Source organism: Carnobacterium pleistocenium FTR1 (genome assembly GCF_000744285.1).
GTDB lineage: Bacteria > Bacillota > Bacilli > Lactobacillales > Carnobacteriaceae > Carnobacterium_B > Carnobacterium_B pleistocenium.
Genome location: NZ_JQLQ01000002.1, coordinates 653,474 through 674,865, shown reverse-complemented (window position 1 = coordinate 674,865; position 21,392 = coordinate 653,474). Strand labels below are relative to the sequence as shown.

Here is a 21,392-nt window from a genome sequence, read left to right as displayed (position 1 = left end):
ATCCTAAACCCACTTTTGGTAAAACTCATCCACACCATTTGACCTAGAGCCGTTAAAGGCGAACAGTAAATAAGTTTAAATCAATCAATAAGCCTTTGCACGCATTTAAGTTCATTTATTTTAAAAGATAGACTTTTGTCCTTTATAAATCGAATGATTGCCATTAAAAACATAAGAAATACAAACAGTTAAAAGAAAATAAGGCAAATAATTGAAGCCAAAAACTTCTGCTCCGATTAGTGCGGGTGCAATAAGCGTATTTGTAGCAGAAGAAAATACACTTGCATACCCGAGTGCAGCTACAAACTCTATAGGCAAACCGAATAAGGGAGCAATCCAAACGCCTAAACTAGCACCAATTGAAAAGATAGGTGTTACTTCTCCACCTTGAAAACCTGCTGCCAATGTTAGGATCGTTAAAAGAAGTTTTATGACCCAATCATATCCATAAATACTTTCTCCACTAAAACTAGCCTCAATTAAATTAGTTCCTAGACCTGAATATCTGCCCAAATGGAAAATTAAAAGCAACAAACTAGTTAAAATCCCGACAAAGAAAATCCGCTTACTTAGATCAGGGATTTTTCTTCCTATAAATTGTTTTGTGTGACCCAAAATATAAGCAAAAAACCCACCCACGACGCCAAATATTATACCTAAGAGGATCATTTTAAAAATGGTTTGACCATCCATATCTACAGCAACATCTAAATTGATTGCAAATTTCTCTAAGCCTAAAAAGTGAGATACATAACTGGCCACAAAAGCTGCAATTAGAGCAGGAAACAAAGCTAAATACTCTAATTTACCGACCACTAATACCTCTAATGCAAAAAATGTAGCAGCAAATGGTGTTTCAAATAATCCACCAAATCCTGCTGCCATTCCTGTGATCAACATTATTTTTGAAGCATTTTTATAAGGTAATTTCCGACCGATCGCATGTGAAAAGGTTGCACCAATTTGAACTGCAACGCCTTCACGACCGGCGCTACCGCCAAATAAGTGCGTTATCCATGTGCCGATAATCGTTAAAGGAATCATTCGTTTAGGGATTTCTTGCAATTCTTCGTTACCTGCTGCAAAAATTAAACTCATGCCTTTATTCGTATTTTTCCCTACTCTTTTGTACATATATACGATAATCAAACCTGCTAAAGGAAGAAGAGGAATCAAGTACTCAGAATAACTATCTCTAAAACTACCGATAAGAATAAGAACTTCCCCAAATAAAGCATCTAGCATTCCAACAACCAATCCAATAAATACCGCAATTGCTGCGTATAGTCCAATTTCTTTATACTCTACTATATATTTGCTCATGCCTTTGTTCCCTTCTTAGATAATAAGAACTCATTATACTTTCCCTATATTCACTTATCATTTAGTGAGAGACCGTTTATGACCTTACTTTTCTAACAGTTTTCTGTAGGAAAGGTCTATAAATGTTGCCCCTAGTGGAGCTGTTATGATGATAGCGAGGACGGCGACAGTTAGAATAAGACTACCTGCTGGCACTCCCATTGCAAGCGGAAGAGAACCAATTGCAGCTTGCACTGTGGCTTTTGGCGTATATGCGCCTGCTGTAAATAATTTTTCTTTGAAGGTTAACTTTGTCCCAGCTACACTTATAAATACTGCTATCATACGGAAAATCAAAGAAATCAAGATTAAGAAAACAACAGCCACTCCTGCTTCACTAAGCGCGGTTATATCCGTTACTGATCCTACCAAAACAAATAAAAACACTTCTGCGCCTAACCAGACCTTTGAAAACTTAGTATTTATCCGTTTAGCTAAAATGGGGTACAGCTTCAATATGATTCCTCCTAAAGCCATAACACCTAATAAGCCTGAGATAGGAAAAGATCCTTTTAAGCTTTCTTCTAAAGCAACCATTAAGAAACAAATACTTAATATTAAGAACACTTTTACGGTATCACGAATATGGAGATATTTGAATAGTTTAACCATGATATAGCCTACTAGCACTCCTAACAAAAGACCAAAGAAAATTGCTACAGGTACAGAGAGCAATGAAAAGAAATCAAACCCACTGCCTTGAAACATCCCTAAAAATGACGTGAATAAAACGATGACAAAAACATCATCTACAGAAGCTCCTGCTAAAATCATCTGGGGAATCCCTTTAGCTTTTCCATAACCATTTTCAATAAGTCCTATCATTCGTGGAACCACAATTGCTGGCGAAACAGCGCCTAAAACAGCCCCTAGAATAGCAGCTTCTAAAATACTAATGCCAAATAATAACGGGGCTAGTATCGTTACGGTTATGATTTCAAATGTAGCCGGCAAGAAAGTCATTAAAATAGCCGGACGACCATTCTTTTTCAAATCGCTAATATTCATCGTCAATCCTGCTCTAAATAAAATAACAATCAATGCAATTTGACGGATATCAGCTGATATAGCCAATATCTTCGGATCTAGAAGATCTAAACCATAGGGACCTAGAATAATCCCTGTTAAAATGAGACCCAGTAAACCTGGTAAACGTAACCGACTAAAAATTGAACTAAATATAAAACCAACAATCAATATTAAAGCTATACTTAAAAGCATTCTTTTTCCTACCTCCAGTTTAATAAAAAAACACTTAATTATTTACCACAAAAAAAGCTGAAGACAGACTGCGGCCTATGCGCAGAAGTCATCAGCTTTAACAAGCGGTTCAAGCAATTTGCTTAGGGAGACACTCATTCCCAAATATATTACAATGATACTATATATTTTTTTATCATACAAGTCAAAAAAACACATAGTCATTTACTGTTGTGGATACATGATTCCAAGGAATTTTATGTATTCATAATCCCACTACATGCTACTGGTAATAGCGGTTATTATTACAAATGATATTACTAAAACAATAGAGACAATAGCTAAGATAAATATTCCAAATATTACTAACCTACTTTTTTTATCCATTGGAATATTTGACATTGAAAAGGCAACGATGAACAAACCAATACAACTCATGAGCAACCAGACTGCTCCTGTTAGCTTATTATAATCAGTCGGTCTGATTATAAAATACCCAATCATACAAATTTGGACAACTAAAAAACTTATTTTTGTAGTTTTTAAATGTTTCAATAAAAAGATTCCTCCTTGATCTATTTTTCATGTGCTTTCTCAAAAATTCCATGTGAAAACGGCTTGCTGTCTTTTTAATTTCCCTAGATGACCTTATCTAACTGCTTGGTCCTTAATCATTTTTATCTTTTTTCAGAGTAGATTTGTTTCGAGTTAGTACACCTAGAGAAATACCGATTGCGGCAATACTTGTCATCGTTACAATTTGTTCTAGATCGATACTTTGGTAACTTATATATTGGACAATGATCATTATGAGCAAAACTAGTATGACTAATCCTACTATTTTCTTAATTTTTGCACCCATTTGGAACACCTCACTTTGTGTTTAGCATATGTTATTAGGAGGGATTTGGTAACCCTATTTTTCATTGAAGAGAGTAAAAAGATTAAGAATACTTGGTTTTAACTATTTTTCTGCTCCACGATTCTACGGAGTTTCAGATAATCATAAGTGAATGAATCATGATTTATTTTTTATAAAGTATGTTAGAAAAAATAATACCAAACCAATCATCAGTATGATAAATTCAGTTCCTAAAGTACCCGTTTTAATGTATTGGTAGATTGATAAAATCAGTAACGAAGCTATGTAAAACAGGTTAGACCATTTTGCAGATAATTCTCCTGTTGATTTATCTATTTTATTTTCTTTTTTCATAGTTGCTAACCCCTCTATTATTTTTAGTATTTCAAAGATGAACAGACTTAGTTGTTTTAAAGAAACTAGCAACAGCATCAAAAAAAGAACCTTGCTCTATCAAGGTTCTGGATACATGTCAAGAAATTCAATGTATTTCAGTCTGATAAATATCTTTGAGTCTTTTTTCCATTTCTAGCTGGCCGTTTTCTCTAAGCTTATCGTATCGGTTTACTTCATTATTAAAAAGCACCACATCGGCGTTGAACATATTTTCATCATTGGTAATCTCTTCACTGACTATCTCTTCATTTTTTTCTACCTCAAACACGTCAGCGTAAAAATCGGCTACCTCATAAACGTTTACATCAATACTCATACCTGTTTCGATGGACATTTTCATCACTCCCTTAACGGTATCATTTATTACTATTCTTCGTAATATAAGTCTATTTTAGACTCATCATTTGCAGTTGAGAAAACATATAATAAAGAATACTTTTTTCCGTCAACTTTTATTTCATCTTTTTGATTCATTTTATCAGCTTTATTTTCGGTTGCTTTGTAAAAGCCTGTTCCATAAATAAAGGTATCTTCATCAACATAAATTTTTTGACCTTCTGGAACGATCTTAACGACTGTCCCATCTTCTGCTATAGTAGTGTTGCTCTCTTCTGAAGAGCTATTCGCTTCATTTTGACATCCCAAAAGTAATAAGCTTGAACATATTAAAAGTATAGAGATATTTATTTTCATAAAAACTCCCCCTCTTTTTATACTCATTAAACCGCTATCACTTATAGTATACACCTTTATTTGTTGTAATAAACAAAAGAAAGGGTCGATATGAAAAATTGAAATAGAAGCTTTACCTAAAAATGTAAAAGCTCCTAAATCAATTTGCCAACGCTAGCCGTTATGGATAGCTTGACAGCATCTAGCTTGCTTACAAAGACTATTCCATCTCTACTCTAACGAAGCCATCTTTTTTCAATTCATACACATAATCGCAAACTTCTTTTAAAAACATCCGATCATGTGAAATAGTAATGATTGAACCTGCGAAATTTTTAAATAATGTTCTAAGTTCTGGTTGAGATAGCGGTGAAAAATTCCGTGTAGGCTCATCTAGCAGCAACACGTTCTGTCCTGCTAAATCTATTTTTAACAACAACAATTTGGCTTGTTGCCCTCCTGATAAGGATTGGATTGCGTGATGCATTTCATCTGTGGTAAACCGCATGCTGCCTAAATAAGTCATCACTTGCGTTCGTTCCTCACTGTCGCCAGTCACACTAAGGAATTCAACCGGTGTTTCGTCCATTCGCAAATAATCCGCATAGTTTTGTGGCATATAGCCAGCCACAATATCTGTCCGTTGGCTTAATTCTGCCCACATTTTTTTTAATAGGGTACTTTTGCCTACCCCATTTTGTCCGATGATTCCTATTTTTTGTGGAGTTCTAACCAACAAATTCAGTGAGTGCGCTAGAATTTCATCTCCCAGTTTCACACGCTCATCTTCCAAATGGAGAATCACTTTGTTTGCAGGAAGGGGTTTAGTGTTTGAGAATTTCACTAAGATCGCATCTGCTTTTAGTGGAATCTCTTCGAAATTTTCTTTTTCGCGCTCAAAACGTCTCCCCATCGATTTTACTGCATGCATTTTCTTTTTGAGTAAGCGTGCTCCCGCTGGATCTTGTCTTGAAATAGCCCCTTGTGCATGGTGGACACTGCTCTCAACTTGTCGGTATTTTTCCATTTGCTTTTGGTGCTCTTCACGCTGTTTGTTGCCGACTTGAGATTGGTGTTCATATCTAGCTTCTTTTTGCTCGATATATGCTTTATACGGTAAATTAGATACTGTAGCGACTGGTAGCGTCTTATGTTGTAACAGCTCTATCTGAATGACCTTAGTCGCTGTCGCTGTAAGCAACGCTTCGTCATGCGAGATAAAAATGATGGTTAGTGGCGTCGTTTTGATGAAGTGCTCTAGCCATTTGACCGTATCGAGATCCAAGTCGTTGGAAGGCTCATCAAGCAATAGCAAATCAGGATCTGTCGAAAGTGCTTTTAAAAGTTGAACTTTGATTTTTTCACCACCAGATAGACTGCCTACCTGTTGTGAGCTTGTTAACCGGTCTGCATCAAATCCCAATTGCCCCACTAATTGATAAAGCTTTTGGTAATCAATATCCATAACATCTTCTTGACCGAAGAAATACTGATCAACCGTGCACTCCAGATATTTTTGCGGCAAGGATTGCGGCAAATAAACGGTGCGGCTAAACTGATTGATTAATTCTCCTTCCGCTTGAATATAAGATTCAATACTTTTATCTCTTAGGATCCATTTCAATAATGTTGACTTACCATTTCCCTCTTCACCGATGATGGCTACTTTTTCTCCAGGATTAATTGTAAAACTCAAATCCTTAATGATTTCTTTCAAATCCCCTAAATGATGCAAGGTTAAATTTTTCACTTGTAACATACTGATTCCTCCTGTCTACTCCATAAAAAATGACCGCCAGCAAGTTTCTGCAGACGGTCCGTTAGTTTCAATTAAACAGATAGAACGATGATGGTCTATTTCTAACAATAGCGCCATTTCCGATTCGAAAGTTGTTTAAATGATTTATCTAAAAAACCGTTACAAAGAAACCCACCTTAATAGCAGAAAAAAATTTCTTCTTCAATTCCGATTTGTTTAGATAGTGTCCATTTAGGCACAACCTTTCGATTTGTTAGGTACAGTGTAGCAAATATTGTTAGCAGACGCAATGAAATAGAGTATCAAATTAGTAGCGAAATATTGGCTCAATATGGTGAATAACTTATATGCAGTAAATTATCTTTTAACTTTTCGCTATACTTTTTAACTTTTAAAACCACTATCCGCCAGCTTCAGTATAACCTAATCTAAGTACTCGACGCCTTCTTGAACGTCCAATTTAATGAACTCGTTGACTTCAGCAAGATCAGTTTTAGAAATTTCACCAGCTTCGTATAAAAATTGGTAAAGTTTTTTCAAAGATGAGCCACATTGCTTAAGTGAAGCACTTGAACTTGCTAAATTTTTCTCTACAAAAAAATTACTAAGAAAATTCCCTGCCGACTCAGTAGAGTTTATAGGAGTTGCTTGTTCATACTCTATTAAATAAATGTTTAAATAATAATCTAGGTTTTCAATATGGCGTTCTATCGTTTTTTCACTTAAACCTTTTACAGCTATCGTATACTCTTTAAAAGCTGCTAACAATTTTTCATTATTTTTAATTGACGCTTCTATATGTGTCTCCCATTGCTACGAAGAAAATTTTGAAGTATCTACTTGAGAAAACTTGCTGTAATCCCAGGTCTTTTCAATCAAATACGGCTCCGTTTCAACACTTTCTAACACTTCAAGCGATTTATTTAACGCCTCTCGCAACGCTTCTGCACTACTAAAGTACCCTTGTTTAGTCAATTTACTATGAATATAATTGCTGAAATAGGTCATCACTTCTCTATTTATCGTCTGATTGATATTTAATCTAAAATCACTTAATTCTTCTGCCACTAAATTGACGCTTCCTAATACTGAACGATTAGAGGTAATGGTCACTTGGATATCTCCAGCAAGTTTTAAATATTCGTCAGTTTTTTTAGATGAGATTCCTGCAATCTCAAATGCAATCCGAATAGCTTCAGGTATTAACTTTGACAACTGCTTTTTCTTTTGTGCATTAATATCTTGCAGGATAATCGGCGTTAACGTCTGATCATTGAGCAGAATGATTACTTTTTTTCGGTTTACATTAATGTAATTTGCGTGCCATGAAAATAACGGATTAATTTGTGCAAACTGTTGTCCATATTCTTTATCCTCTATACTTGGTAAGGCTGAAAATAAAGGTTGTGCTTTTTTAGTAGCTCCGATGATCATTAGTATCCCCCTTTGACTCGTTTATTTATTGAGTATAACAATAATTTTATCATCCTACTATTTTTTGTGGTTCTACAGCAAATGGTGTGGATGCTTCCAAAAAAATTTCTTCTGGAATGGACGGGTTTGCTTGTGGAGAGCCAAGGGAACGCCTGAAGCCTAAAAGAAAGTCTTCCGGCTTTCAAGCTTCAAACACACCGTAATCGCTGAAGCGCCAACGTTATGTAATTCTCATTGAATCCTCTACATGGCTACAAGCAATCCTATTCCTCCATAAATTTTGGGTAAGTAATGTAATTAAGTCTATCAACACCAAAAATTATACAGCCTTTTTTGTTCGTCATAATGTATTTCATTTTATCGTAGTGCTATAATCTTGGTAACGATAAAGCCAGATGGGAGAAACCTATGAACTCTAAACTGATAATCATAAGAGGTAATTCTGGAAGTGGAAAAACGACGATTGCGCAATTGCTGCGAAATCATTTTGAACGTGGACAAGTTATGCTTATCGCACAAGACACCCTTAGATTAGAAATTTTAAATACGAAAGACCGCATGGGTAATCCAACTGTTGATCTAGTAAAAATGATTGCTACATTTGGCAAAGACAAATATGACTATATCATTATTGAAGGTATTTTTAATTCAAAAATATATAAAGAACTTTTTTTCGAATTAGCCGATAGTTTTGACTATCATATTCATACTTATTACTACGATATTCCATTTGAAGAAACCGTCTTACGTCATTCTACCAGGGACAAGGCAAATGATTTCGGCCCTGATAAAATGAAAGAGTGGTGGCTAGAGAAAGACTACCTCCATCTTGAAAACGAGAAAATACTTGATAAAACACTAAGCCAAGAAAATGTACTGAATAGGATACTAAATGATCTATCTATCTAATTTGTTTAAACATCTTTATAAGCATATTTAATTTGGGAGTTAGATCCTTGCCTGACCCTCTCTTGTTGTTCTTATTAATAATAAACCGCTAGTTATTAAATAATGATAGCGTTATTTTTTTAAAAGTATATAATTAAATTAATCGTTATTGGTTATTGATATCGATTAATAACTGTAACATTAAATAAAAAAGTCCTGGCTACTTAGGGTAAAAGTAACTAGAAGTAGTAATATTAGTATAATTATATTATATCATGCTGAAATTTATCGTGAAGTGGACTCGCGATAATAATTTCATAAAATGGAGGAGTATATATGTTTAATAAAATTTTAGCTACTATGCGATCCTTGTTTTTTAATAAAAAATCACACCAATTTGAAGAACAGGATAAAGATATTACCGCCAAGAATAACTTGGAATACAATTCAGAAAAAATAAAGAAAAATACAATAAAAGACCAGATAAAATATAGTGTATCAATTGAAGCGCCAAATTTCCAGAAAAAAGTTAGTCAGAAAAAGAAACTTAAGAAATATGATTACACTAAAGCAAGAAAACTAAGTGATAATGTAACAGTTATTGATTTTGAAACTACGGGATTCGATCCAATAAAAAACGAAATTATCCAAGTTGGGGCAATTAAATACATAAACGGAATTGAATCTGAACGGTTTATTAAATATGTCAAACCTAGCGAATCTATTTCATCAAGAATATCAAAGTTAACAGGAATCTCAGATGAAACTGTTAAAACCGCTCCTCCTATAGTAAAAACCCTAAAAGAATTTGTTCTCTTTTTAGAAAAAGAAACAATTGTCGCCCATAATGCTTCTTTTGATATGAAATTTCTTCTAGAAAACTTAAATAAATTTGATATCCTTCATGAGAAATATAGGGTCATTGATACACTAAGTCTAGCTAGAAGACATATTACAGAAATAGAAAATCATAAACTACCTACTCTTAAAAAATATTTAGAAATAGAAGCTAATTCTCATGATGCAATAGAAGATTGTTTTGTAACTGGAAAATTATATTATCACTGTAAAGCACTTGAAGAGAATACTATTTAAATAAAAGCAGTGACAAAATGAAATTTGGTATGAGGAAACCTAGTATAAAAAAATCTTTTTCAGCACGAACTACTGGTAAAGCTAAAAGAGCAGTTAAAAAAGCTGTAGTTCCTGGTTACGGTAAAAAAGGGATGGAATATGTAAAGAATCCTAAAAGAGCTATTTATAATAAAGTTTACAAAAAAACTTCTTTTTCAATATTTAATTGGTTTAAAAAATAAAAAAGAACATCCATACCCTTACCAAAATAAGCAAAAGAGATGGCAGATAAAAATAGATTTATTAAACAAACGGAATTAAAACATAAAAAAAAGCCTGTAAGTATTGTTTCCAATACTTACAGGCTTTTCGTTTGTTATTCCCACTCAATCAAGTAAATGTTTCTTCTATTATATTACGTTGATTTTAAAGCGTTTTGCTATTCTTATTATACACATTATTTATTAAAAATAAGCTTTCTTGAAATTATCTGTACGGAAAATGTACGTTTATTTCAATTTCATTCCAATATATTCATAGAATTTTTTAGGACTAATATGATAAGAATAGCGACCAATCATCTTTACAGCATAACCAAACTCAAACACTCCTTGCTGTAAGCCGACTCTTATGAATTGTTTAGATTTACCCATTAATTTAGCAGCTGTCTCTATGGGCACATTTCCATACTCATAGGGCATTGATTCGGATTCTTCTAAAAAATCTGCTTCTACCTCCAGTGCATTCATCAATATTTTTTTATTTCTTTCAGATGGTTCATTTTTACCTGAAATGTACTGACTAATTGAGGACTTACCTAGTCCAGTCAAATCAGCTAATTGTTTTTGAGTAATTTCTTTACGATCCATTAATTTTTTGAGTTCTTGATTATAGCTCATTTTTTATCCCCTAGCACCATTCTATATTTGTAACTAGTATAACTACTAAACATCAAAAAAAGAAGCCTCAAGGGCTTCTTTTTAGCTGTACCGATATTATTTCACTTGAAGGCCATTAGTCATGCACCCCTTCCGCTGATTTCATCATAGCATCTTGTAAACCACCAACAATATAATCTACGACACCATCTAAATCTTGTTCTTTACTTACTGTATTATTTACTCCACCTAAATTAACATTATATTCTTGGTTAACAGTATTGCGATTAACGATATTTCTTGCGGCTAAATCTCTTAAATATTTTAGATCTTCTTGAGACATATCAAGTGCATCTTTCATATCACCTGTATTATCTGCTATTTCATCTAACGCATCCCCAGCAGAGTCGCTACCACTTCCAGCTCCACCAGTTTTATCAGCCGCGGAACCACCTAAATCTCCAGCTCCACCACCATCTTCTGCTCCAGGTATCCCTCCCATTTCTTCTAAAGTTGGGATATTGCCAGAACCTAGTTGCTCCAATACATCAGCGTAATCGGCTTCAGTTGGAATGTCAGGCATATCGAAACCGAGCATATCCATCAAGTCAAAGTCTTTTGCACTGTCAACTAGATTTTCACCCCAGTCATAACCGGCATCAAATGCATCTGTCATGTCTGCATATTCGAATTTGTCATATTTCGTTACTTCAGGCATTTTAGGAAGTTCAATACTAGAAACAAGGTCTTTTGTAAGACTTGGTGTATCAAACATAACTGATTCTGGTACTTTTGGAATATTAATCGTATCCAAGAAACCACTCACCATACTTGAACGATCAAACGAAACTGTTTCTGGTCTGGAAGGTGTTTGTACTGAGTTTGAATATTGTCCTGCTAAATTTGACCGTTGAAGTGATACGTTTTGTGCCCTAGTTGGTCCGGAAAGTCCTGAACCGATATTATCAACGAAACTCTGGACACCTGAACCAACACTTAAATCGACTGTACCAACAGTTCCAATATTAACTCCTGGAATGTTATTGGCCATACCAATTAATTTATTCAATCCATTTGCTGCGCCATTAATCAAAGCAGAAATCCCACTCAAAATGGAATTTACAACTCCAATGGCCCCTTGACCTAATGTCTGCATAACTTTTGCACCAAATACTTGCATTTGATAAAAAGCCGTTTGTACTCCAAAAACTCCAGAATTCCAAGCGTTAGCAAATGATTCAGCTGTACTTATACCACCGTTTAAAATGGCATCCAAAATGGTCAAAACAAAGGTGTTAAATAATATGAATCCCATCTGAATGGCCCAAATACTCAAGTTCCAAGCATTCGCGAAAAATTCAGCGGTTGAAATCCCCATATTCAAAATGGCATCAAGAATGAGCAATACTAAAGTTGCTAAAATGATGAATGCCATTTGAATCAACCAAACACCCAAATTCCATGCATTCACAAAGAAAGCAGCAACTGATATTCCGATTGACAAAATGACATCCATCACTACTGCCACAATGACGGCCAATCCAATAAATACTAATTGTAAAGCCCAAATACCAAAGTTCCATGCATTAACGATCCATTCAATTACGGCAATCCCGATATTCGCAACTAAAATAAGGATGTTCCAAATCAGAACACCTAACCATGCAAATGCTCCAGCTATCAATCCAGTGGCACTTATTGACGTACCCGCAAAATGATTGATTGCTCCAACTACCGCATAGAGTACAGCGATAATTGCGATAATTCCTAAAATCACCCAAGTAATTGGGCTTGCCAATAGTGCAGCATTCAATCCATATTGTGCAGCGGTCGCCGCCCATGTATTCCCCGCTTGCAAGAAACTTGCTGCTGCATGAACTCCTTTAATTGCCGCCGATACAGCTTCGATTCCGGTGGTAATAGCCAAAGCGGTTCGATATACTGCTAATACTCCTAAGTAAAATCCAAGTGCTGCGGCTATACCGTAAATAATTGGCGAAATTGTACCCCAATTATCCGCTACAAATTGACCGACATTTACCATTCCTTGAAATGCTGCCATTACGACAGATGCGAGTACTGCAACAGCTTGAATTCCATTGTTAACGAAATTTTGAAAAGCGGGTGTATTTGCCAATTGATTCAATTGTTGCAAAACGGGTTGAAAAGCCATCAATGCATGATTTTTAAAACTTTGCCAAATCTGACCGAAAGTCATAGGCATTTTTTCAAGATTAGCATTAATGGCATCCGTTGCCGAAAGCATTGCATTTTTTACAATTTCAGCAGTGATTTGTCCTTCACTAGCCATTTCTCGAATCTTTCCAATAGGAACATCAATGTAGTCTGCAATGGTCTGAATAATATTTGGTGCAGCGTCAAATACCGCATTTAATTCTTCACCGCGTAATACTCCAGCTCCTAAGCCTTGCGTAAGCTGTAAAGTAGCAGAACCCACCTCTTCTGCATTTGCCCCTGCAACTACAAAAGCTTTATTTAAGTTCTCTGCAAAAGCAATAGTTTCATCATTATTTGAAAATATATCACCGGCGCGTTGTCCCAATGATGCAACCGTTCCAATCATATCAAGATAAGATCCTCGTGAACGTTCTGCAGCTGCAAAAATCTTATTTTGTAATTCTTCAGTTGTTTGAAGATTATCATTCATTAAGTTTAATCTCGCGGTTGATTGAGTTAATTCATCTGACAAGTTGATGATACTGCCCATAGATTGAATAGAGACATAGGTCGCTGCAACTCGTCCTAGTGTCCTACCTAAATTACTAGCTTCACTGGTCCCTGCTCTTATCTCTTTATTGAATTGGTCTTGTGTATCGATATTATCTCTTAAGTAGCGTTCTGTACCACTTATAGTAGTATTCAACTTCTTGTAAGCCGAATTAGCATTTATCACATCCATTCGTTGCATTGCTTCATTCAATTCATTCTGTTGCATTTCAGCTTGTTGCAATGAACGTCTTAATGTTTCCAATTGATTATTTACCGAATCTACGTCTAAATCTACAGGATTTTGTTCTAACTGTTGGATTTGAGTTCTTATATCACCTATTCTATTACTCATCATGCCTAAGTCGTTCACTGCATTGTATGGAAGGATATCCATTGTTGCTGCTCGACTAGCTATATCTGACTGCGTATTTGCTAACTTCCCTAACATTGAATTGGCTGATCCAACTTCTTGTTGAAATCGATCAATACCGCTCGTTTTAAACACATCTATTTCATCCACTTGCCAATTTATCGGTATGATAACTGGTTCTGGTTCTGGAAGTTTTAATTTATCAATTGGTTCCAATTCTGTTGGAATCGTAATTGGTGGTATATCATTTGAAAGATCTCCACGCATTTTTGCAAATGTTTTAGATACATTATCCAATTCACTTCTAAGATTGTCGTAACTGGAAGTATCAAATTGTGTATTTGCTGAATTTTGCATCTCTTCAAAAGCACTAACCGCCGTATATAGTGAACCTGTGATACTTTGAAGTGGTCCGGTCATTTGGTCATATAATTCTAGTGTTGTTCCTATGTGGGCCATGTTTTTCACCTACCTTTTTTGTAATTTATTATTTTGGTAATTCTTTACTAATCTTCTTCTTTTTAATTCAAAAGTGCATAAATGATTAAAAACACATTCCGCAACTTGATGGTTATTTTCAATAATGAGTTCCTTCCAGAAAGAAGGATATTTAATATTTTCGTGTTCTGGATAATAGTTCTTTAAAAAAATGTGAAACATATATTTATTATCAAAAGCCTGTTTTGGTTGTAGCATCAAATGTTTCATAATACTTACACTTCCAACAAAGCTTTTATCTTTATTATTAATAAATACCGTTCCATTCGATTCCAAATAATAAAAAGTTTCTTTCTTTTCTTCAGGTATAGTATCTAATTCGTCAAAATTAGCCACATAAAGCTGTTTCAATATCTTTTGCAAGTTATACTTCACCCTTTCCTATTGAAAAGCTTTCTAACGAATGATTTTGGACTGTTTTTATACTCTTTTTTTACTTTTCGTCTAGTTTGCTCAAGCACGGAAATTTCATTGAACATTTTTAATGCTGCTTCTAAATGATGGTAACCAATATAGGTATCCATTAGTTTTTCATCCCAGTTTGCTATTTTAGGATTACTTTCGGCTAAAAATGATTTAAAAGCTTGGTTTTCCTTTAAACGTTTATCATCAAGGTTCATCACGTAACTGAAAATTGGAACTAGTTCAGAACCTTCTTTGTAGCCCTTGTCTAATATCAAGGTTCCTTCTTTGGTAATGATTTTATAATCAGTGTGATTTCTACTTACATCTTTCAACTCAGGAATATATCCTTGATCAATATAGTGAAAATTAACCAACCATAGATTTTCATTTATCACTTCAATATTTTGATTCACATTAATTACCTTCTTTTTCTTGACGTAATATTTTCCCGAATTCTATCAACGCATGTTCTTCTTTTCTCGACATTTGTTTTCCACTTAATCCCACAATGCGACCAATTTCATCCCAAGATTTATTCATACTGTATCTACCTCTCAAAATGATTCTATCAATGGGATATTTCACTTTAGATAGACATTCTACACACTCAGTTAAAACTTCGATTCTATCTCGTGTTGTATCTCCGCCCAAAATAATTTTATTAAGGGGAGATTTTACCGTCCACGGATATTTTTCCAATTCAGTTAGCACTTTAATTCTGTCTTGTAAAGTAGCAGCTCTCAAAATTTGAAATCTAAGTAAGTAGAATTTAGCTTCACTCATTAACTCTTCAGTTAATATTCTTTCTTTCTCTTCTTTGTCTTTAATAGCTTTTGTCATTTTATCCAAAATAGCTGTATGTTTTTTTCTAAATTCCGTAAGAGAAATAGAATGATTTTTAGTTAAGTCTTCATGCGTTGTTCTTTCTAAATAATAAATATTCCATACTAAATCTCTTTCATTTTTAGCTAAAGTTTTTAATCCAGCAAAAAGTATTTTTAAATTTTCTTCGTCCTCATCATCCATTCGTTCAGAATACAGCTTCCAATTTCCAAGCAAGTTAATCGCATACGAGTATTTTTTATTCAACACTGATCAACTCCATCATCTTTTTAAAATACTCTTGTGGATCTTCATCTAGTATGTTTGAATCCACTTTTTCCTCTTCAATAGTTGATTCAAATCGAAAGTGAACCGCTGTTTCAATTTCAGATACTTCATCCATAATTTCATTATCTAACTCATCATTGATAACATTTTCATTGTATTTATATCGTTGAACTAAGTAGTATCTTTTATTACTGGATAACTTGTCCAGGTAACGCATAAAGTGTTCATACTTGAATTTCAATAACAAAAGATGTTCTTCTGCACTCACTACTGTGGAAAGGTAACTGATTACTTGATTTTCAATATCGAATGCGTTTGTTATCAATTTCCCGTCTCTTTCCTGAATAGATGTATAAAGATTTTTACTCCAAAAATTATTTTCATACCACTGCATTCTTTTCTTGGTTGTTTCAATTCTTTTGTGTAAATAAAAGTATTGTGAAATCAAATCTTCGTCTGAGATCAACTAATCACCACCTTCAATAAAATCAATATAATAAGTTTAGTTATCTTCATGCACTAGATTCTCTACAATTTCAGCCAAATTCAACAAGTTTATTGGACCCGCAAGATCTTCATATCCTCCCATATATTTGGAAATAAATTCTTGGCCACTTAGGATAGATGAATTTTGTTTTGTTAATGGACGAATGAATAAATTTTTAGCGGTTGACTCCATTTGTTCAAAAGTATTTAAAAGTGCTTCTTTTTCAGGTTCTTCACCAAATGTTTTCTTGAAGCTAGTAATCCGGTATGCATTCATTGGCTTAAGTTGTTTTTCGATGACATTTTTAAATAAATGAATTGTCTCATCATCACCCATGAAATCTTTCAGAATTAAGAAAGCTTTTTCATCAGTAATAGTTTCACCTTCTATTTCTAAAAACTTCAATGCATTGCTAACTTGCATAGTATAGTCAGTGGTCTTTGTTTTCTTCTGTTCGAAATATTTGCTTTTTTCATTTTTAATGGTTTCTTTTACTTTAAAATTCAATGATTCTACGTGTGTTTGAAACTCACTTTTCAAGCCATCTACTTGACCCCTTAAAACTTGAACAAAACCTTCATCCGTATAAATACTTCCTGTTTCAACCATGTTATTGATTGCTGCATTTGAATCAGCATTTAGTTTTTCAAGAAAAGCTTGATACACCTCAATATTTTTCTTTAAAGTTTCTACAAATTCACCCATTTTATTACTCTCCTTTTTTATAAGTCTGTAATCCATTTGATTCCAGATCTTTATTTAAATCCTTATAGATTGTTTTGGCTGCTTCATCATAATTTCGATTAATAGCAGTAACTGCTTCTTGTATTTCTTCTTGCGTTTTTAATCGCCGAAAAGTTAACCATGGTTTGATAGGATATACAGCTTCTTTTAATTCCTTATTACGATATTTCTGAATCAAAGCCAACTTTTTAAAATTTTCATTGATGGAATCATCCATATTATTTAGCCAATAAGATACTTAAGGCATTTCTTTCATCAATACTCAACACTGAATCCTTATAAACATTTCTTAATCCTAAAGCATTATCAAACCCTGTAAATAAACTTTTTTGTTCCTTCAATAATCTATCTCCTTCATTCTTTATTGGAAGAACATCATGTAATTTTTCATCAAATTCATTTCGAGTAGTATTAATTTTTTCAGCATAATATATTCTTACTAGTCTACTTAGTTCATCAAAACGTTCGCGATCAATAACTACCAGTGTTTCATTATTTGCCAATAGACGTTCCATTACTTTATCCAAAATACTAATTTCATTTTCCAAAGCTTTAATCTCATTACCTTTTGTAATAGCTATTTCAGTATTTGCATCATCTAAAGCATCATTTGATTCTTGTATTAGCGTTGCAACAGATTTTCCTAAATAATTCTTTTGATTTTTCAATCCATTCAATTTAAGCTTTAAATTTTGATTTATTGCTTTATTTCTTTCCGTTCCAATATAATTTTTAAATTCTTTTTCTCCTAAAGCTAAAATCTCTTCATTTGTCATTTTATATTTCCTTCTTTCTATTGGTATTTTTACTCTAATCTCCATATTACTCTGCATCACTTTGCGTTGCGTTTTGTTGCATTCATTCTTTTACAAACTACTGATAAGATACTCTTTCAGTCGTTTGATCTCTTCTCTAACCTTATCATTTGCAAGCAATCTACTACCACGTTTAGCAAGGGTTTATAGCTATTTCAAATACCATGATTTACCATAAGCACATGAGCATTTGATTTCGGCTCTAAGGTTAGGTTTTGTTAGGCTCTTAGCATTTCTATTCTTCAATTTCATCATCTCCAGTAATAAATACTACTTCACCAAAGATATCAACTTTATCGGTCCACATTCCGTAACGCTTACCTAATAGTTCTGCTGCTTTGATGCGGTCTTTTGCTCCTACTTCAATATCAATGAGTTGTTGGTATCCCTCACCCATACCGCGTAAAATTTGTTCTGTTTGTTCACCGCGCATAATTGATGTTAGATATTGCAAAATCTCTTCTTGTTTGGCGATTTTCTCATCTCCGAGTTCCTTCAATCGTTCATCTATATAGGTTTTGATTTTAGTATTTTTTAGTAATTTATCTGCATTCTGACCAGCATATTTTTTACTATATCCGGCAACAATAGCCGAGTCCGTTGCGTTTCCTGTAATAAGATATTCATCTACAAAACGTTGCTGCTTTAAAGTCAATTTAACCATGGTTTCACCTCTCTTTCTCGTTCAATCATTAATATTTCATACCTTAATTATATCAATAACCTCACTTTAAATGTTGATTTAACAAGGTTCCTCGGATTTTATAAACATTTTCCGACTAAAAAAAGAACCCTCATTTCAAGGATTCTTTTTTTGTTTTCGTACACTCTTTTATGATTCTAATAACCGTATCTCGTTGTAAACCTACCTCATTTGCAATGAATTCGTACCCTCTTCCACTCATAAAGGCCTTAAATATCCATTCATTACGTTCATTAGTAGTGTTGAATGGATTCCTTTTCTTTGGGAAATAGAGAGTATGACCAGCGTATTTCTCACATAGTTCGTTAAATTTATCTTCACCAATAACTTCAATAACATAGTCGTGAGCAATAGAAACCAAATTCATTCACCTCGTTTTTCTCTTAAAAGGTGGCGAGCATAATTGATTGTTGATGAAATAGTACTTCCAGCTGTCACACCATTACCGTGTATGCTCATCATTAGCGAGTCATGACCTGTCAACTGACGAATACACCTATTCACCAACATAACAATGGCTACGTAATTCATTTCCCGTTTTTCAAATGGAAGTGTTGGGTTCGGATAATCTAATGTGAGTTGTTTGTCATCAATCGTAAATATAACACTCATCCCATTTTCACCTTTACTTAAATCGTATTCATCTGTAACTAGCCATTCAATATTTTTAATCTCTTCAATTTGATCATAAAATTCTAAGAATTCTTTTCCGTTCATTTCATTCACTCCTTATTTGTTTTTATATATCAAGTGCACTGCTTAATCGAAATACATCACTCGAACTTTGGTAGGAGAGAGTGGTGTATTTTTTTTGTCGTTTATAAACTATTGAAAAAATTAAGCTGTCACACCCTGAAAACTCACTCATATCAATGATTCAAAGTACTTTTATTTATTAAGTGTTACAGCTGAGCCGGCTTTTCCCTATTCTTATATTATTTAGTATATATAAGTAATAAATAGGATATTTATCTTATCTTTTAATTAAGAACTCATATTGAGCCGTGTCAGTCGTTTCACCATCTTGAACACTTGATATAGTAATGTTTGAAGAGTGAAACAGCTTCTTAATTAAGTCGTTTCAGTTGTATCAATCGGTATGAAAATCCGTTTTTGTTTGCCGCCGTAATCAGCCATTCGCTTCTGGATTGTCGTTATATTCAAATGTTTTTGAATTTGTTTTGAGAATTCATTTCTTGATAGTGTTCCATAATTCCCATCACTGCAATAAATCGTGTACCTGAGGTAAACATCATCCAGTACTTCATGAATGATATTCATTTCTTCATCTTCACAATGTTGTATGAATCCTAATAACGGGTCATTACTCAACTCATATTCTCGCACTTCTTTATTAATTCGCTTTGAGGTCGTAAATTTATTATTATCTAGGACCCGTTTTAATCCTTCGATTGCAATTTTGATTAAGTATTCCATTGCTCGTTGTGTAATTAACTTATCCTTGATGTAAGGGTCAAAATCGGAATCATCAGAACTGAATTTTGCATCAAATGGAATAATAACTAATCTTCTTGCGATTGCTGCAGTGTCTTTACCACCACCAAGCCTGGGAATGTTATTAGCACTGAAAATCATTTTAGAATAATTGTTAAAATCGAATGGATCTTGTCCTTTTCTTTCTGCATTCAATCGCTCACCTGTCACTAGTTTCTTAAATATGCCCGTGTTCTTTATAAATTCTGATTCAATATCATCACCAATGTTAGCAAGTTTTCCGTAAAGTTCAGCCGTTTTGAACCGCTCACCTAATTCATTCAAGTCCAATGAAACAGTATTTTTTTCACCAAGCATATTTTTCAAAACATCAATAAAAGTTGATTTCCCATTTGATTTTTCACCAGTTAAAATGAAGGCTTTACCCAATTCATTTCTTCTATATAAAGTATATCCTGCTAACTCCTCTAATAAGTAGCGAATAGCCGGATCGTTACAGGCCATTTTATTCAATGTCTGATCTGTTATTTCGTCATAAGCATTTGGGTTGTAATCCCATGGTACTTGATTCGTTATGATATATTCTGGGCTAAAAGCAGTCAGTTCACTCGTTTGAATATTCAAAACACCATTTCTGAATAGAATATATTCGGGTGAACTTACCTTTTCATTTTCTGGATTGATAATTTCTAAGTAGCTCATAACTTCCTTTCTTTTGGCATTTGCCAAAATAGGAATGTGTTTTACCATCTCACCTTCAATTCTTGCACGGTTTTGAGTATAAATACCATCCTGGTATATATGAAGTTGATCACTAATTCGTTTTACATGTGCATTGTTTTTAAGGAACACTGCAAATTTATCAAACAAAAACTGATTCTTCTTAAAAAATAGTTCTTTTTGAAAGGCACCATCTCTTAAAATGACTTCCAACTCACTTTCATCAAGTGGTTGTGATATAATATACTTATTAATAAGGTTAATTGTTTCTTTGGATTCTTCTTTGGTAAATCCTTCACTTTGAAGCGTTAAAATGTAGTTGAATAGAGTTTGATTTCTCCCATCACCTTCACCAAGTGAAAAGAAATCGGACTCTTTTTGCATTGGAAACATCCATTTTGGAGCTACTTCAGATTCTTCATAATCAAACAAATCATAAATGATTTCTCTTCCAATTCCGTTATGTTTTAATACCTCATAACTATTTTTGGAACCCAATTTAATATCCGCTTTTATCCCTACTGCTAACGTTGCATCAGTTCGATTATGTTCAATCTCATCTGGTTTTTTAAAAAGAAAATGTTTCCCTCTTGTTGTTTCATAAACTCGACAACGTAGCTGCTTATTTTCAACAATATCCATCAATATTTCTGATTGTTCATAATTATCAACATCAATTAGAATCGTTTCATTTGCCAATATTCCAGCATAATCAGGTAGAGATTGAACTTGTTCAAAGGTTTTGAACTCGTCTCTCCCTTTTATTTTTTCTATTGACTTTTTATTTTTTATTATGATGTACCCCTTATAAAACAATTAGCTTCACCCTT

Annotated in this window: 26 protein-coding genes and 1 riboswitch; of the genes, 3 read left to right on the top strand and 23 right to left on the bottom strand. The window is 33.8% G+C overall.

The genetic code is table 11. From position 1 onward, the window contains the following. Nucleotides 1–120 precede the first annotated feature (120 nt). The 10 genes from BP17_RS03445 to BP17_RS03400 all read right to left on the bottom strand — a co-directional run bounded on the left by BP17_RS03445 (nt 121) and on the right by BP17_RS03400 (nt 7,685). Nucleotides 121–1,323, bottom strand: coding sequence for a chloride channel protein (locus BP17_RS03445; protein WP_035051673.1), 1,203 nt, complete (start codon nt 1,321–1,323; stop codon nt 121–123). An 84-nt stretch (nt 1,324–1,407) separates the two neighbouring features. Further along, on the bottom strand, nt 1,408–2,583 hold the full coding sequence (locus BP17_RS03440; RefSeq protein ID WP_035051670.1) for a cation:proton antiporter: 1,176 nt from the start codon (nt 2,581–2,583) through the stop codon (nt 1,408–1,410). A 75-nt stretch (nt 2,584–2,658) separates the two neighbouring features. Beyond that, a riboswitch (Fluoride riboswitch) is annotated at nt 2,659–2,734 on the bottom strand. Nucleotides 2,735–2,838: 104 nt separating this feature from the next. Continuing rightward, on the bottom strand, nt 2,839–3,117 hold the full coding sequence (locus BP17_RS03435; protein WP_035051669.1) for a hypothetical protein: 279 nt from the start codon (nt 3,115–3,117) through the stop codon (nt 2,839–2,841). Between the two features lie 112 nt (nt 3,118–3,229). Next, on the bottom strand, nt 3,230–3,424 hold the full coding sequence (locus tag BP17_RS03430) for a hypothetical protein (protein WP_035051666.1): 195 nt from the start codon (nt 3,422–3,424) through the stop codon (nt 3,230–3,232). Nucleotides 3,425–3,580: 156 nt separating this feature from the next. Next, the gene (locus tag BP17_RS03425; RefSeq protein WP_035051664.1) at nt 3,581–3,778 is read right to left on the bottom strand and encodes a hypothetical protein; all 198 of its coding nucleotides are present in this window, start codon (nt 3,776–3,778) and stop codon (nt 3,581–3,583) included. 127 nt (nt 3,779–3,905) lie between these two features. After that, entirely contained in the window at nt 3,906–4,154 is a 249-nt protein-coding gene (locus BP17_RS03420) for a hypothetical protein (protein ID WP_035051663.1), read from the bottom strand. 32 nt (nt 4,155–4,186) lie between these two features. Continuing rightward, complete coding sequence (locus tag BP17_RS03415; protein WP_035051662.1) at nt 4,187–4,513, bottom strand: hypothetical protein; 327 nt, start codon at nt 4,511–4,513, stop codon at nt 4,187–4,189. Nucleotides 4,514–4,712: 199 nt separating this feature from the next. Beyond that, nucleotides 4,713–6,251 carry an ATP-binding cassette domain-containing protein gene (locus BP17_RS03410; protein ID WP_035051661.1) on the bottom strand — a complete coding sequence of 513 codons (1,539 nt, stop codon included), beginning with the start codon at nt 6,249–6,251 and terminating at the stop codon, nt 4,713–4,715. Nucleotides 6,252–6,674: 423 nt separating this feature from the next. Next, a complete protein-coding gene (locus BP17_RS03405) occupies nt 6,675–7,019 on the bottom strand; it encodes a site-specific integrase (RefSeq protein WP_051910433.1) in 345 nt (114 codons plus the stop codon). A gap of 45 nt (nt 7,020–7,064) precedes the next feature. Next, complete coding sequence (locus BP17_RS03400) at nt 7,065–7,685, bottom strand: DUF6933 domain-containing protein (RefSeq protein WP_035051660.1); 621 nt, start codon at nt 7,683–7,685, stop codon at nt 7,065–7,067. Between the two features lie 408 nt (nt 7,686–8,093). Between BP17_RS03400 and BP17_RS03395 the strand changes: the two genes are divergently transcribed. From BP17_RS03395 to BP17_RS03385, 3 genes are all read left to right on the top strand, one after another. Next, nucleotides 8,094–8,594, top strand: coding sequence for an AAA family ATPase (locus BP17_RS03395; protein WP_035051659.1), 501 nt, complete (start codon nt 8,094–8,096; stop codon nt 8,592–8,594). 315 nt (nt 8,595–8,909) lie between these two features. Next, nucleotides 8,910–9,668: a 3'-5' exonuclease gene (locus tag BP17_RS03390; protein ID WP_051910432.1), complete on the top strand. Its 759-nt coding sequence runs from the start codon at nt 8,910–8,912 to the stop codon at nt 9,666–9,668. 17 nt (nt 9,669–9,685) lie between these two features. Next, nucleotides 9,686–9,889: a hypothetical protein gene (locus BP17_RS03385; protein ID WP_035051657.1), complete on the top strand. Its 204-nt coding sequence runs from the start codon at nt 9,686–9,688 to the stop codon at nt 9,887–9,889. Nucleotides 9,890–10,156: 267 nt separating this feature from the next. On the opposite strand, the gene BP17_RS13240 is transcribed toward BP17_RS03385, so the two are convergent. The 13 genes from BP17_RS13240 to BP17_RS03320 form a co-directional block, all read right to left on the bottom strand. Continuing rightward, entirely contained in the window at nt 10,157–10,546 is a 390-nt protein-coding gene (locus BP17_RS13240; RefSeq protein WP_084676246.1) for a helix-turn-helix domain-containing protein, read from the bottom strand. Between the two features lie 115 nt (nt 10,547–10,661). Further along, a complete protein-coding gene (locus BP17_RS13020) occupies nt 10,662–14,084 on the bottom strand; it encodes a tape measure protein (RefSeq protein WP_051910431.1) in 3,423 nt (1,140 codons plus the stop codon). A 9-nt stretch (nt 14,085–14,093) separates the two neighbouring features. Further along, nucleotides 14,094–14,486 carry a hypothetical protein gene (locus tag BP17_RS03370; RefSeq protein ID WP_035051655.1) on the bottom strand — a complete coding sequence of 131 codons (393 nt, stop codon included), beginning with the start codon at nt 14,484–14,486 and terminating at the stop codon, nt 14,094–14,096. Between the two features lie 8 nt (nt 14,487–14,494). Continuing rightward, complete coding sequence (locus BP17_RS03365) at nt 14,495–14,941, bottom strand: hypothetical protein (protein ID WP_035051654.1); 447 nt, start codon at nt 14,939–14,941, stop codon at nt 14,495–14,497. Nucleotide 14,942: 1 nt separating this feature from the next. Beyond that, on the bottom strand, nt 14,943–15,620 hold the full coding sequence (locus BP17_RS03360) for a hypothetical protein (protein ID WP_156955992.1): 678 nt from the start codon (nt 15,618–15,620) through the stop codon (nt 14,943–14,945). Continuing rightward, complete coding sequence (locus BP17_RS03355; RefSeq protein WP_035051650.1) at nt 15,610–16,104, bottom strand: hypothetical protein; 495 nt, start codon at nt 16,102–16,104, stop codon at nt 15,610–15,612. The genes BP17_RS03360 and BP17_RS03355 overlap by 11 nt, the downstream gene beginning before the upstream one ends. Before the next feature lie 36 nt (nt 16,105–16,140). Further along, nucleotides 16,141–16,830: a hypothetical protein gene (locus BP17_RS03350; protein ID WP_035051648.1), complete on the bottom strand. Its 690-nt coding sequence runs from the start codon at nt 16,828–16,830 to the stop codon at nt 16,141–16,143. Between the two features lie 4 nt (nt 16,831–16,834). After that, on the bottom strand, nt 16,835–17,086 hold the full coding sequence (locus tag BP17_RS03345) for a hypothetical protein (protein WP_035051645.1): 252 nt from the start codon (nt 17,084–17,086) through the stop codon (nt 16,835–16,837). 1 nt (nt 17,087) lies between these two features. Beyond that, entirely contained in the window at nt 17,088–17,645 is a 558-nt protein-coding gene (locus BP17_RS03340) for a hypothetical protein (RefSeq protein WP_035051643.1), read from the bottom strand. Nucleotides 17,646–17,919: 274 nt separating this feature from the next. After that, entirely contained in the window at nt 17,920–18,348 is a 429-nt protein-coding gene (locus BP17_RS03335; RefSeq protein ID WP_035051640.1) for a terminase small subunit, read from the bottom strand. A 130-nt stretch (nt 18,349–18,478) separates the two neighbouring features. Beyond that, nucleotides 18,479–18,754, bottom strand: a complete 276-nt coding sequence (locus BP17_RS03330; protein WP_035051637.1) for a Mor transcription activator family protein — start codon at nt 18,752–18,754, stop codon at nt 18,479–18,481. Then, complete coding sequence (locus tag BP17_RS03325; RefSeq protein ID WP_035051635.1) at nt 18,751–19,104, bottom strand: hypothetical protein; 354 nt, start codon at nt 19,102–19,104, stop codon at nt 18,751–18,753. Before BP17_RS03325 ends, BP17_RS03330 begins: the two co-directional genes overlap by 4 nt. Nucleotides 19,105–19,458: 354 nt before the next feature. Then, entirely contained in the window at nt 19,459–21,378 is a 1,920-nt protein-coding gene (locus tag BP17_RS03320; RefSeq protein WP_035051632.1) for a DNA primase family protein, read from the bottom strand. Nucleotides 21,379–21,392: the final 14 nt, after the last annotated feature.